Here is a 12,852-nt window from a genome sequence, read left to right on the forward strand (position 1 = left end):
ACGTCAGCGTGCCCGCGAAACCGGTGACGCGACAGGGCACGGGATGCGCACTCCCCGTACCTTGAAGGGATGACGCCGCCTCCCGCGCACGGCCCCGCCGATCTCGTCATCACGGGCTGCACGGCCCTCGTCCACGACACGGAGGGCCGGATCGGATTCCTCGACGACGCCGCCGTCGTCGTACGCGACGGTCGCATCGACGCCGTCACCACTACCCCCGAGGTCACCGGACTCCAGGCCGCCGAACGCATCGACGCCCGCGGCCAGGCGGCACTGCCGGGGCTGATCAACTGTCATACGCACACGCCGATGGTGGCGCTGCGCGGCCTCGCCGAGGATCTGCCGGCGCACGAGTGGTTCAACGACTGGATCTGGCCCATCGAGTCCAACCTGACCGAGCGGGTCGTCGGGCACGGCGCGCGTCTTGCCTGCGCCGAGATGATCCGGGGCGGTGTGACGACTTTTGCCGACCACTACTTCGCGATGGACACCGTCGCCGATGTCGTCGCGGAGAGCGGTCTGCGCGCCAACCTCGGCGCCGCCTTCTTCTCCTCGCAGGGGCCCGAGGGCCGCGCCGCGTCCCTGGAGTTCGCGCTGCGCCGGCGCGGCGCGGCCGACGGCCGCATCACCACCTCGCTCGCCCCGCACGCCCCGTACACCGTCGACGACGCGGACCTCGCCGCGACCGCGGAACTCGCGCGCGAGCACGGCCTCATGGTCCATCTGCACGCCGCCGAGAACCGCGCCCAGACCGACAACAGCCTGGAGCGCCACGGCCGCACCCCCATCGAGATCCTGCACCGCGCCGGACTGCTCGACGTCGACGTCCTCATCGCCCACGGCACCGGAATCCTCGACCGCGACCTGCCCGTCCTCGCTCAGGGAACGGGCCGCGTCGCGGTGGCGTCCGCGCCCCGCGGCTACATGAAGTTCGGCTGGGACACCACGCCCGTGCGCGCCCTGAGCGACATCGGCATCCCCGTCGGGCTCGCCACGGACGGCGCCGCGTCGAACAACACCCTGGACGTCTGGGAGTCCATGACGCTCACCGCACTCGTCCAGAAGTCCACGCGGCGCGACCCGGCCTGGCTGACCGCGCGCCAGGCACTCGGCCACGCCACCCTGCAGAGCGCGCGAGCCGTCGGCCTGGGCGAGGAGATCGGCAGCCTCGCGCCGGGCCGCCGCGCCGACATCGTCCTCGTCGACCTCGCCGGCCCCCACACCCAGCCCGTGCACGACCTCGCGGCCACGCTGGTGCACAGCGCCCGCTCGGCGGACGTCACCACGACGATCGTCGACGGGCGGATCCTGATGCGCGACCGACAGCTGCTGACCCTTGATGTCCCGGAAATCGTGCGGGAGTTGGCCGCCGAACTGCCCGCTCTGATCGACCGCAGCCACGGGAAGCGGATCCAGGACTACGAGGGCTGAAATCCAGGACCACGAGGGCTGAAAAATTCTCCGAAGTTTCTTCGCCGCGACCGATGAGTTCCGATGACCGCGCGGGTCACCCCTCGCAGAGGTACGGATCCGAGTGGCGGGTCCGCAGGAGGGACTGAGGGATCATGCGACTTCCCGACATCGTCACGCGCGAGGAGTGGCTCGCCGCGCGCCAGGAACTGCTCGCCAAGGAGAAGGCGGAGACACGGGCGCGTGACGCGCTCAACGCCGAGCGGCGGCGGCTCCCGATGGTCGAGATCGGCAAGGAGTACCTCTTCGACGGTTGCGACGGCAAGGCCACGCTGTTCGACCTCTTCGACGGCGACACCCAACTGATCGTCTACCACTTCATGTTCGCACCGGAGTGGGACGCGGGCTGCCGCAGCTGCTCGGCCTTCCTCGACCAGATCGGACACCTGGCCCATCTGCGGGCCCGCAGCACCAACTTCATCGCCGTCTCCCGCGCGCCCTTCACCAAGATCCTGCCCTTCAAGGCCCGGATGGGCTGGACGGTGCCGTGGTACTCCTCGCACGGCGGCGACTTCAACCACGACTTCGACGCCACCGTCGGCGAGGGCGAGGACTCCTACGAGCAGCCGGGCCTCAGCTGCTTCCTGCGGGACGGCGACCGCGTCTTCCACACGTACTCGACGTACGCCCGCGGCACCGACTGGGTCGCCTCCTACTCCAGTCTGTTCGACCTCACCGCCCTCGGCCGCCAGGAGGAGTGGGAGGAGCCGAAGGGCCGGGCGACAGGACTCGGGGCGCCCGCGGGCAGCGACCGGCTCAGGTATCACGACGAGTACGAGATGTGAGGAACCGGTACAACCAGGTGTCAGGTCCGTCACGTTGCGAGTCCTTTCCACCCCTCGGCGCGTTCTTCTCCGAAAGAGTCCATAAGGACTGCCAACGGGGGAACAGAAGGACGATGATGAACAGTCGAGTCGTACTGGAACGCTTTCCGGCCGGTGGGCCGCGAGGATCGTGGCCCGCGGAGGACTTCGCGCGGGCCCGCCGCATGGAAGGACAGCGGGCGGAGGTCGTGATGGACCTCGCGTCCGACGCCTTCCTGGTGATCGTGCGCGAGCCCGTGGCGCGCGAGTCCGCCGTCACCGACCTGTCGGAGATAGCCGCCGCGGCATAGGCCCGAGCATGACCATGCTCAGCGCTCGGCTCGGCACGCCACTCAGCGCTCAGCACGCCACTCAGCGCTCGGCGCGCTCGTTCGGCGAGGGAACCTTCGCCGTGAACTGGTCGGCCTGCAGCGCGTACAGCTCCGCGTAGACACCGCCCGCCCGCAGGAGTTCGTCCGGTGTGCCCGACTCCACCAGGCGCCCGCCGTCCAGGACATGGACCAGGTCGGCGTGGCGCACCGACGCCAGGCGGTGGGTGATGAGGATGACGGTCTGGCCCGTCCCGGCGAGGGCCCGGATCTTCTCGAAGACCTCGAGCTCGGCGCGGGCGTCGAGCGCCGCCGTCGGTTCGTCCACGATGAGGATGCTGCCGCGCCGGTAGGCGGCGCGCGCGATGCCGAGCCGCTGCCACTGACCACCGGACAACTGGTGCCCGCCGGTGAACGCGCGGGCCAGGAGCGTGTCGAGCCCGCGTGGCAGATCGGCCACGACGTCCTCGGCGCCGGCCTCCCCGACCGCGGCGCCGATCCGGTCGTCCGTCAGCGGCACCGACGACCGGCCGACCGCGATGTTGACGCGCGCCGTGAACGGCCAGCGCTTGAAGTCCTGCGCCACCATCGCGATGCGTTCCGCCAGTTGCTGCCGGTCCGCCGTCGCCGCGTCGACGTCGTCCCACAGGATCCGGCCGCCCTTCGGCGCGTACAGACCGGCCAGCAGCTTCACCAGCGTGGTCTTGCCGGAGCCGTTCTCGCCCACGAGAGCGACGATCTTCCCGGTGGGCAGAGTGAGGGAGACATCGCTGAGCGCGTCCTTCTCCGCGGCCCCCGGGTAGCGGAAGGTGACGTTCTCGAACCGTATCTCCCGTGGCTCCGGCGGCAGTTCGGCGCCGCCGACCGGGATCTCGCGCTGCGCCGCCTCCACGAACAGCCGCTCCAGGTCGCCGACGAACAGGGCGTCCTCATGCAGGGAGTTGATCTCCACGACGAGTGTGTCGAGATTGGACGCACCGGTGCGGATCGCGATGACGGCGGTGCCCGCGACGGACAGCGCCATCGCCCCGGCGAGCATCAGGCCGCCGAGCGTCGCATACGTCGCCGCGGTGGCGACTCCCGTCCAGGCCGCCGCGATCAGACCCGTCCGGGCGGCCAGACGTGCCAGGCGCGCCTGTTCCTCCTCCGCGGCCTCCGACATGGACCGGAAGTGCCGCAACAGGAACGGACCCACGCCGTGCACCCGGATCTCCGGTGCCGCACGCTCCTCCGTGAGCAGGCTGCCGATGAGACGGCCCGCGCGGGCGTGCTGCACCCAGGCGTGGAAGGAGACGTAGCGGCGCCGGGCGATCGTCAGGGCGCTCCACGCGCTCGGCAGGGTCATCGTCACCAGGAGCGGAAGCAGCGCCGGGTGCAGGACGGTCAGCACGCTCGCCGCGGCGATAAGCGAGATCATCGCGTTCACCACGCGCGTCGCGATGCCGATCATGCGGCGGGCGGACGCGGCCCCGTACTGCGCCGTGTCGAGCAGTTTGTGGAACGCGTCGTCCTCGATGGCCGAGAGCTCCACCGACGCCGCTCTCTCCAAGTACTGCTCGGTGGCGACGCGTTCGACCTTCGGTTCGAGACGCCCCGTCGCGTACGTCGACGCCGCGCGCAGCAGCGCGGCCACGAACAGCACGGACGCCACCGTCACCAGGGCGGGCGTCGCGCCGCGCAGCCGGTCGGCGATCGGGGCGTCGGTCAGCAGGCGCGCGAGCACGCTGTTGACCGCGAGGAGGCTCACCGCCTGGGCAAGGCCGCGGCCCACCTCGGCGGTGACGACGATGCGCGCCGCCGACCGGTCGGCCTGCCACGCGAGCCGGAAGCTGGCGGCCAGCAGCGCGGGAAGCCGCTTCAGCATGGACCGGAACCCCAGCTGGAGGAACGCCTCCTCGTACTGGGCCCAGCCGGTGTCATAGCGCAGGGGGCCGCCGAAGAGCAGCTTCTCCGACTCCGAAGTCCCGCTCTGTTTACGCGCGTTGCTGTGCTTCTGGGAGTGGCTCTGTTTGTCGTCCGTCTGCTTCTCCTTCGCCGGGTGCGTACGACCTGTGCGGGTCGTAACCCGGGCAACGGTTGCCGCTTCACCCGGGCCGCAGTGCCATACCCCATGCGGACGACTCCGCAACCGCGCAGGCGAGGGAGATTCGTGAGGGCGAGGACAGAAGCGCCGTAGGGCCTACGCCCGGACCGCCCGTGACCACCCCGGCGTGGTCCCCGTGGCCCTGCACCACGCCAGATACAGCGGAATCGGCGGAGTATAGGGGACCTCGCCCCCGGACGGGCTGTGGATCAGCGAGGGAGCGCGTCGGGCGCCCGGCACCACGGCTCCCGCGGCGTAATAGGCGGGGGAAGGCCATTCGAGCGCGACATCGGAGTCCGCGGGGACGATCCACCACCACCGTGCCGCGGCTGTGTCCCCGGCATCCCCGGTGTCCTCGTACACACACCCCACGCGCGGCAGCCGCGCCATCAGCCGGGGGCCGAACCGCGCGGGCACCGAGACCGCGTCGCACCCCAGGGGCTGCGACATCCCGGCCGGGACGGCGAGCCGTGTCGGCGCCGGTGGGGAGGCGGCGGCGGACCGCCTCCGTTCGAGGCGGACCAGCGTGTCCAGGTCCAACAGCCGCCGCACCGTCACCGCGCTCACACGCCCCCTGTCCACGTCGTCCTCACGCCCGCACCCACTGTCACGTCACGCCCGCAGTTCCGCCCATACGGTGAGACCGGCGCCGGGGCCCTCGTCACGCACGCCCCACGCGTTGCTCACCGCCTCGACGAGAAGCAATCCCCTCCCGTGCTCCTCGTCGGTGTCGGGCCCTTCGTGGGCGGGCCGCGGGACGCCCGATCCATATCCGTCGTCACGCACAGCTATGCGCAGTGACCCGGGTTTGGTGCAGAGCTCGCAGACGATGCGGTGACTCGCCGTGTGCACGATCGCGTTCGTGACCAGCTCGGAGACCACGAGGGCCGCGGCGTCGCGGCAGTCCTCGCCTATGTCCCAGCCCAGGAGCTGGGCGTTCGCAAGCCGTCTGGCCTGTGCGGCGGAGCCCGGCCGTGGCACCAGCGCGAAGCTGACGCAGAGCTCGGAGCCGCCCTCGACCCACGCGTCGGCGGACATGCCAACAGGGGCTTCGGCGGCAGCTGTGTGTAACGGCGCGGGCGGAGTCACGCCATCCACTATCGCCCCGCCGGGAACACCTTGGCAAGACCCACTCTGAAAAGTGCACAGTGGCGTGTTCCTTCGAGACGGCACATGGCACACTGCTGGCAACGGCTCCAGGTGCGGAGTGAATTGGCATGTCATGGAGTACGTGGAGGTAGGACGTGAGCGAACCGCGGTCCGCGCCGACCGTCGGCCAGGTCGTCCTAGGCCGTCGTTTGCAGGACCTGCGTGAGCGCGCGGGCCTCAAACGAGAGGAGGCCGCGCGGATTCTCCGCGTGGCCCCCGCCACGGTCCGCCGCATGGAGATGGCCGAGGTCGCGCTCAAGATCCCGTATCTCCAGCTCCTCCTGAAGTCCTACGGCGTCGGCGACGACGAGGCCGACGCCTTCGTGACGCTCGCCGAGGAGGCGAACAAGCCGGGCTGGTGGCAGCGGTTCCACGACATCCTGCCGGGCTGGTTCAGCATGTACGTCAGCCTGGAGGGGGCGGCCAGCCTCATCAGGTCCTACGAACCGCACTTCGTGCCGGGTCTGCTGCAGACCGAGGAGTACGCACGTGGTGTGATGCGCTCCGGAGCGATCGGCCAGACCAACCCCGAGGACATCGAGCGGTACGTGGCGCTGCGCATGGAGCGCCAGTCGCTGCTCACCCGCGAGGACGCGCCACGGGTCTGGGTCGTGATGGACGAGACCGCCCTGCTCAGACCCGTGGGCGGTCCCGAGGTGATGCGCGAGCAGATCGACAAGCTCCTCGAAGCCGTCGAACTTCCTCATGTGACCCTGCAGATCGCGCCGTTCGCGGCGGGTCCGCACCCGGGCACGTACGGACCGTTCGTGCTCTTCCGCTTCGCCATGGCGGAACTGCCGGACATGGTCTACAGCGAGTACCTGACCGGCGCCGTCTATCTGGACGCGCGCACCGAGGTGGCGACCCACCTCGAGGTCATGGACCGCATGGCGGCGCAAGCCGCGACGGCACATCGCACAAAGGAGATCCTCCGGGATCTCCGCAAGGAGCTGTGAATGGATCGACACCGAGCCGGTACACGACCCGGGTCCAAACCCGGAGCCGGGACCCGTCCCGATTCCCGGGACGACTCCCGGATCTACAACGGCATGCCCGCCCGTGAACTCGGCAGCGAGGGCTGGCACAAGCCGTGGAGCGGTGGCAACGGCGGCAACTGCCTGGAGGCCATGAAGCTGGCCGACGGCCGGGTGGCGGTCCGCCAGTCGGCGGATCCGGACGGCCCGGCGCTGATCTACACATACGGCGAGATCCACGCGTTCATCCAGGGGGCGAAGGCGGGGGAGGCCGACTTCCTGCTGTCGTGAGCTGCTCCGGTCCTTCGCGGGGCCGGTGCGGCTGTCCCAGGCGGTTTCAGGCGGTCATCGGCCGGTCGTACGGGCCGATCGGTGCCGCGAGCTCCGTCGCGCCGGTCAGCCATCGGTCGACCGCGGCGGCGGTCGCGCGGCCCTCGGCGATGGCCCACACCACCAGTGACTGGCCGCGGGCCGCGTCGCCCGTCGCGAAGACCCCCGGCACATTGGTCGCGAAGTCCGCGCCGCGGGCGAGCGTGCCGCGGTCCGCGACGTCCAGGCCGAGCTGGTCGACCAGGCCGCCCGCGGTCCGCTCGGGCCCGGTGAAGCCGAGCGCGAGCAGCACCAGGTCGGCGGGGAGCTCACGGTCCGTCCCGGGGCGAGGGCGGCGGTCCGCGTCGACCTCGGTCAGGTGCAGGGCGTTCACCCGGCCCGCCGCGTCGCCGGTGAAGCGCAGGGTCGACGCGGCGAACAGCCGCGCGTCGGCGTCCGCGTCCGCGGCGGGGGCCGTGCGCAGCTCGCCCGCCTCCTCGTGCGCGGGGGAGAGGCGGTAGACCTTCGGGTACGTCGGCCAGGGCTCGGCCAGCTCGTCGCGTGCGTCACCGGGCCGCCCGTAGATGTCCAACTGCGTGACGCAAGCGGCCCCTTCGCGTATCGCGGTGCCCAGGCAGTCCGCTCCGGTGTCACCGCCGCCGACGATCACGACGTGCTTTCCGGCGGCGGTCAGCGGGGAGGTGCCGAGGTCTCCCTCGCAGACGCGGTTGGCGAGCGGAAGATACTCCATGGCCTGGTGGATGCCGCTCAACTCCCGCCCCGGCACGTCAAGGTCGCGCCAGGCGGTGGCGCCGGTGGCGAGCACCACCGCGTCGTGCCGGGTCCGCAGCTCGTCGGCGCCGATGTCCTGCCCGATCGTGACGGACGTACGGAAGACCGTGCCCTCGTCCCGCAGCTGCGCGAGCCGCCGCTCCACGTGGTGCTTCTCCATCTTGAACGCGGGGATGCCGTACCGCAGGAGCCCGCCCGCGCGGTCGTCGCGCTCGTACACGACGACGGTGTGCCCGGCGCGTGTCAGCTGCTGTGCGGCGGCGAGTCCGGCCGGTCCCGAGCCGACGACGGCGACCGTCCTGCCGGAGTGCCGGTCCGGGGCGCGGGGCGGATTGAGACCGTCCGCCCAGGAGCGGTCGGCGATGGCCGCCTCGACGTTCTTGATGGTCACCGCGGGCTGGTTGATCGCGAGGACGCAGCCCGCCTCGCAGGGGGCGGGGCAGAGGCGGCCGGTGAACTCGGGGAAGTTGTTCGTGGCGTGCAGCCGGTCCGCCGCGGCACGCCAGTCGGCGCGCGAGACGAGGTCGTTCCAGTCGGGGATCAGATTGCCCAGCGGACAGGCCTCGTGGCAGAACGGGATGCCGCAGTCCATGCAGCGGTCGGCCTGCCGCTCGACGATGGGCAGCAGCGCGCCGGGGACGTACACCTCGTCCCAGTCCTTGACCCGCTCGCCGACGGACCGGCGCGGCCATTCCTGACGGGCGGTGGTGAGGAAGCCCTTGGGGTCGGCCATGGCCGTCTCCCTCGCGTGCCTTCTCGCGTGCCTTCGTGCGTGCTTACTCGCGTGGTTCTGCGGGCTTTCGGCCACTGTACGACGGGAGGGCGGGGCGGGCATGTTCGCGAGGGGTTGGGGCTGCCGTGCGGGCAATCGGCTCAGGTCAGGGCCAGGATGAACGACGCCGAGGCGGCCAGGGAGGCACCGACCCGGATGTGGTTCCACATCGTCCACTCACGCACGTACGTACGCCAGCGGTCCGCGCTCTCCGGGGCCTGCGGGTCGAGCTTGGCGAGGGCGTCGTTGCGGGGGACGTTCGCGGCGATGGTGACTCCGAACGAGCCGAACAGATACAGCGCGGCCCCCAGCAGCAACTCGACGGTGCCGTCGTCGGGCCAGAGCACGAAGGTGACGACGGCGACAACCGCGCTGAGGCCGGCGGCGCCCATGAACACGGTCATGAACCCGGCGGTGACCGCCTTGACGTTGATCGACTGCATGGCGGCGATGCCTTGCGCCGGAGGCAGGGCGGCGAGGCCCCGCATCACGAAGGTAGAGAACGCGACGAACGCGCCCGCGACGAGGCCGCAGGCGAGCGCGCCCAGGACGACGAGCACGAAGTACGGTCCCTCGATCATGGCAACTCCCGCGTTGTGTATGGCAGCCGACAGGTGAGCGAGCCGCAGTGATCCTCCATGGCGCGGCGCCGCATCACAAGTGAATTGCCCGGACGGGGTCCTGGGCCATACGCGGGGCCCGCGCCTGCATACGGGGGCGTCCGGCGGGGGTCTCGGGGTGGCTCGGGTGCATCGGGTGGCTCGGGTGCCTCGGGGGAAGGGCGCCAGGGGTGCGGAGGGCCCGGTGGTGTTCAGACCGCCAGTTCATCCCGCTCCGGCCGCCAGGCCCTAAGCGTCGCCTCGACCGCCGGGGCTATCCGCCGGCGCGCCTCCCCGCGAGGGACCCCGCTCATGAGGAGGCGGTCGTACGGCGTCTCCGTGTGCCGGACGGCGGCCACCACCGCCGCCGTCACCGCCGATGCGGACAGGGCCCGGCCCGCCGCACTCCGGCCCACCCGCCCGCTGCCCCGCACCGACGCGTGCGCCGCGATCGCCCGGCACTGCTCATCGGGGCACCCCGGAAAGAGCCGCCGTATCTCCTCCGTGAAAGCGGCGGTGAAGCGGACGTCCTCCATGGCCCGACGCGCCGCGTCCCGCGCCCGGCGGCGAGCCCGCGCCTCCGCGTCCGCGAGGCACCGCTCCTCGGCCCGCGCGAGCGCCGCCTCCTCGACGAGGACGCCCTGCCGCTCGTACCGGCCCTGGCGCCGGTTGAGGCGCACGACCACCGCCGAGAGCCCGCTCCCCTCGCGGGCCCGACGCGTCAGCGCGGTGTCGCCGCGCGGCAGGAAGACGAGATGGCCCAGGTCGGCGCAGTCCAGGCAGCGCGGCTCGGATTCCTGGACGACCAGGAGGGCGAGCGGCCCGCCGCGGCACTCCGCACAGTGCCGGCGCCTGAGGGGCTGGATGGCGAGAAGTGCTCTCCGGATGAGGGGGGTTGGTGCCATGCGGAAAGGATTCCCCCGAACGGCCGGGGCTATCGCCGCGGGACAAGGTCCGACGCCACGGCGGGCAGCGCGCGGCATCATGGGACGGGTGCGACTCGAAGCGATCACCTGGGACCGGCTCACGGCCACCCTCGCCGACCGGCTGCTCGACCTGAAGACGGCCGACGGGGGCTCCTGGCCCCGCGTCGCCTTCGACGGGGCCCCGGCGGGCAGGCCGGGCGAGCTGGCCCGCAGCGTGGCCGAGGCGCTGCGGGTGCGCGGACGGTCCGCGCTCGTCGTCGGCACGGAAGGCTTCCTGCGCCCCGCCTCGCTGCGCCTCGAATACGGGCGCGAGGACGTGGAGGCGTACTACAGCGGCTGGTTCGACACCGGCGCCCTCTGGCGCGAGGTCTTCGGACCGCTGGACCCGGGCGGCACCGGGCGCGTACTGCCCGACCTGTGGGACCCGGAGTCGGACCGCGCGACGCGCAGCCCGTACGTCCAACTCCAGCCCGGAGCACCGCTGTTGGTGCATGGCCCGCTCCTGCTCGGCCACTGGTTCCCCTTCGACCTGACGGTCCACACGAGCCTCTCGCCGGCCGCTCTGCGACGGCGTACGGCGGAGAGCGAGCGGTGGACCCTGCCCGCCTTCGAGCGGTACGAGACGGAGACGGACCCCGAGGCGGTGGCTGATGTCGTCGTGCGTGCGGACGATCCACGGCATCCGGCCTGGAGCGGCTGAGGGCGTGAGACGGCCCGCGGAGGGACATTCGCCGAAACCCTTTTATATGCACGTGCATGTAGTTAGAGTCTGGGCATGGCAACGACAGCGCTCCACTTCAGCGAATCGGTCCGCACCCTCCTCGACGGCAAGAACTTCGCCAGCGTCGCGACCCTCGGTCCCGGCGGCGCACCCCAGAACTCGGTGGTGTGGATCAAACGGGAAGGCGACACCGTGCTGTTCTCGTCCACCGCGCGGCGTCAGAAGGTCCGCAACCTCGAACGCGACCCGCGCATCAGCATCTCGGTCTACGACCTGGCCAACCCGTACACGTCGACCGAGATCCGTGGCGTCGCGGAGATCCTGCCCGATCCGGAGAAGCGGCTTCCGCACGAGCTGTCGCACAAGTACCTGGGCATCGACCCGCCCGGCGAGAAGGACGAGGAGGCTCGGGTGATCATCAAGGTGATCCCGGAGAAGATCGTCGGATTCTCGGCGTGAGATCCCGAGCCCATGCCCATGCGCATGCATGTGCGGGTGCGGATGTCCGGGTCGCACGCCCGAACCCCTCTCCCGCCTGGGGCGCCCGCCTCCGGAGTGCGGGCCTCCGGAGGCCCGGCGAGAATGAGGGGCGCCGGGACTAGCGGTGCCTCCGCGCCGCGCCGGCCGTCCGGCACCGGGAGGTACCACATGACCACCGCCGGAGACATCATGCACCGGGGCGCCCAGTGGATCCCCGCACACGAGACCCTGGACCGCGCCGCACAACTGATGCGGCAGCTCGACGTGGGCGCGCTGCCCATCAGCGACGAGAACGAGCGACTCTGCGGCATCCTCACCGACCGTGACATCGTGATCGGCTGCGTGGCGATGGGCCACGACCCGTCCCGGGTGACCGCGGGCGACATGGCCAAGGGCACGCCGCGCTGGATCGACTCGGGCGCGGGCGTCGACGAGGTCCTCCAGGAGATGAAGGGCAGTCAGATCCGCAGGCTCCCGGTCATCGAGAACAAGCGCCTGGTCGGCATGATCAGCGAAGCCGACCTCGCCACGCACCTCGACGACACCCAGCTCGCGAGCTGGGTCGAGAGCGTGTACGCGAAGGGCTGACCGTCCAACTTCTCGGCCGCCTCACCTCTCGGCCGCCTCACCTTTCGGCCGCCTCACCGCTTGGCGGCCACCGAGAACGTCCCCTCGTCCGTGACCCCGTAGAGCACGCCCCCCTGTGCCAGCGGGGCCACCCCGCTGGGGGAGCGGTGCTCGATCGAGCCGGCCTCGGAGTTCTTGGAGTCCTTGGCATCCTCGAACGAGGGCTCCGAACGCCAACGCTCCCTGCCCGTGAGGGTATTGATGGCGATGACACTGCTGTCGGGCATCGTGGCGTACAAGGTGTCGCCCCGCACCGACGGCTCGCTGAAGATCCGCAGTTCGCGGGAGGTCGTCCAGAGCGGCTTGCCGCGCTCGAGGTCGAGTGCGAGCACGGTCTCGTTCGCGTAGTCGAAGAGGTACATGGCGTCGCCGCGCACCAGCGGCGGCGCCTCCGGCTCGACCGCCCAGGGGAAGGCGATGCCGCGCACCTTCCCCGAGGTCAGGTCCTGGATGAAGAAGCGCGACGACACACCTGAATCGTCCTCCCAGCGCGCGAAGTACCCCTTGCCGTCGTGCACCGTGGCCAGCCACAGGTCACCCTTCGGCGCCGTGGTCCCGCCCAGCTTCCGGCCGGATCGCGCGTCGTAGCGGGCGATCTCCGACGAGCCGGAGCCGGGATCGCCCTTGCGGCCGGCCGCGCGCAGATCGGCGAAGAGCGTCCCGTCCGGGCCCGCGTAGAACGCGCCCGCCGAGTCGCTCGTCACCTTGTGGTGCCACAGCTCCCGGCCCGACCGAGGGTCGTACGCCGTGTACGTCGCCGTGGGCGACGCACTCAACTCGCCCTCTCCGGATCATCCTCGCGCAGAGGCGTCGGTCCC

The 12,852-nt window shown here is 71.2% G+C and carries 15 protein-coding genes; 8 read left to right on the forward strand and 7 right to left on the reverse strand.

What is annotated here, in order from left to right; all coding sequences use genetic code 11:
• Positions 1–69 precede the first annotated feature (69 nt).
• The 3 genes from ACZ5U5_RS27480 (at position 70) to ACZ5U5_RS27490 (ending at position 2,584) form a co-directional block, all read left to right on the forward strand.
• Entirely contained in the window at positions 70–1,431 is a 1,362-nt protein-coding gene (locus ACZ5U5_RS27480) for an amidohydrolase (protein WP_469026601.1), read from the forward strand.
• A 134-nt stretch (positions 1,432–1,565) separates the two neighbouring features.
• Positions 1,566–2,255 (forward strand): DUF899 domain-containing protein, encoded by a 690-nt coding sequence (locus ACZ5U5_RS27485; RefSeq protein ID WP_469026604.1) that lies wholly within the window; start codon positions 1,566–1,568, stop codon positions 2,253–2,255.
• Positions 2,256–2,371: 116 nt separating this feature from the next.
• Positions 2,372–2,584, forward strand: a complete 213-nt coding sequence (locus tag ACZ5U5_RS27490) for a hypothetical protein (RefSeq protein ID WP_451216010.1) — start codon at positions 2,372–2,374, stop codon at positions 2,582–2,584.
• A gap of 61 nt (positions 2,585–2,645) precedes the next feature.
• On the opposite strand, the gene ACZ5U5_RS27495 is transcribed toward ACZ5U5_RS27490, so the two are convergent.
• The 3 genes from ACZ5U5_RS27495 to ACZ5U5_RS27505 form a co-directional block, all read right to left on the reverse strand.
• Positions 2,646–4,466: an ABC transporter ATP-binding protein gene (locus ACZ5U5_RS27495; protein WP_469027111.1), complete on the reverse strand. Its 1,821-nt coding sequence runs from the start codon at positions 4,464–4,466 to the stop codon at positions 2,646–2,648.
• Positions 4,467–4,781: 315 nt separating this feature from the next.
• A complete protein-coding gene (locus ACZ5U5_RS27500) occupies positions 4,782–5,252 on the reverse strand; it encodes a hypothetical protein (protein ID WP_469026606.1) in 471 nt (156 codons plus the stop codon).
• A gap of 45 nt (positions 5,253–5,297) precedes the next feature.
• On the reverse strand, positions 5,298–5,723 hold the full coding sequence (locus tag ACZ5U5_RS27505; protein ID WP_469026608.1) for an ATP-binding protein: 426 nt from the start codon (positions 5,721–5,723) through the stop codon (positions 5,298–5,300).
• A 206-nt stretch (positions 5,724–5,929) separates the two neighbouring features.
• Here ACZ5U5_RS27505 and ACZ5U5_RS27510 point away from each other — a divergent pair, with 206 nt between their 5' ends.
• Positions 5,930–6,790, forward strand: coding sequence for a helix-turn-helix domain-containing protein (locus tag ACZ5U5_RS27510; protein WP_363208093.1), 861 nt, complete (start codon positions 5,930–5,932; stop codon positions 6,788–6,790).
• Between the two features lie 93 nt (positions 6,791–6,883).
• Entirely contained in the window at positions 6,884–7,099 is a 216-nt protein-coding gene (locus tag ACZ5U5_RS27515) for a DUF397 domain-containing protein (protein WP_363208667.1), read from the forward strand.
• A 46-nt stretch (positions 7,100–7,145) separates the two neighbouring features.
• Here ACZ5U5_RS27515 and ACZ5U5_RS27520 read toward each other — a convergent pair whose 3' ends face one another.
• The 3 genes from ACZ5U5_RS27520 to ACZ5U5_RS27530 form a co-directional block, all read right to left on the reverse strand.
• A complete protein-coding gene (locus ACZ5U5_RS27520; protein ID WP_469026611.1) occupies positions 7,146–8,642 on the reverse strand; it encodes a glutamate synthase subunit beta in 1,497 nt (498 codons plus the stop codon).
• Between the two features lie 140 nt (positions 8,643–8,782).
• Positions 8,783–9,262 (reverse strand): anthrone oxygenase family protein, encoded by a 480-nt coding sequence (locus ACZ5U5_RS27525; protein WP_469026613.1) that lies wholly within the window; start codon positions 9,260–9,262, stop codon positions 8,783–8,785.
• Between the two features lie 230 nt (positions 9,263–9,492).
• Positions 9,493–10,185: a DUF2293 domain-containing protein gene (locus ACZ5U5_RS27530; protein WP_469026615.1), complete on the reverse strand. Its 693-nt coding sequence runs from the start codon at positions 10,183–10,185 to the stop codon at positions 9,493–9,495.
• A 79-nt stretch (positions 10,186–10,264) separates the two neighbouring features.
• On the opposite strand from ACZ5U5_RS27530, the gene ACZ5U5_RS27535 reads away from it, so the two are divergent.
• From ACZ5U5_RS27535 to ACZ5U5_RS27545, 3 genes are all read left to right on the forward strand, one after another.
• On the forward strand, positions 10,265–10,906 hold the full coding sequence (locus tag ACZ5U5_RS27535) for a nucleoside/nucleotide kinase family protein (protein WP_469026618.1): 642 nt from the start codon (positions 10,265–10,267) through the stop codon (positions 10,904–10,906).
• 75 nt (positions 10,907–10,981) lie between these two features.
• Positions 10,982–11,386 (forward strand): PPOX class F420-dependent oxidoreductase, encoded by a 405-nt coding sequence (locus ACZ5U5_RS27540; protein WP_469026621.1) that lies wholly within the window; start codon positions 10,982–10,984, stop codon positions 11,384–11,386.
• Between the two features lie 189 nt (positions 11,387–11,575).
• Complete coding sequence (locus ACZ5U5_RS27545; protein ID WP_469026624.1) at positions 11,576–11,995, forward strand: CBS domain-containing protein; 420 nt, start codon at positions 11,576–11,578, stop codon at positions 11,993–11,995.
• 53 nt (positions 11,996–12,048) lie between these two features.
• Here ACZ5U5_RS27545 and ACZ5U5_RS27550 read toward each other — a convergent pair whose 3' ends face one another.
• On the reverse strand, positions 12,049–12,810 hold the full coding sequence (locus ACZ5U5_RS27550; protein WP_469026626.1) for an outer membrane protein assembly factor BamB family protein: 762 nt from the start codon (positions 12,808–12,810) through the stop codon (positions 12,049–12,051).
• Positions 12,811–12,852 lie beyond the last annotated feature (42 nt).

The organism is Streptomyces sp. NPDC033177, from assembly GCF_055577715.1.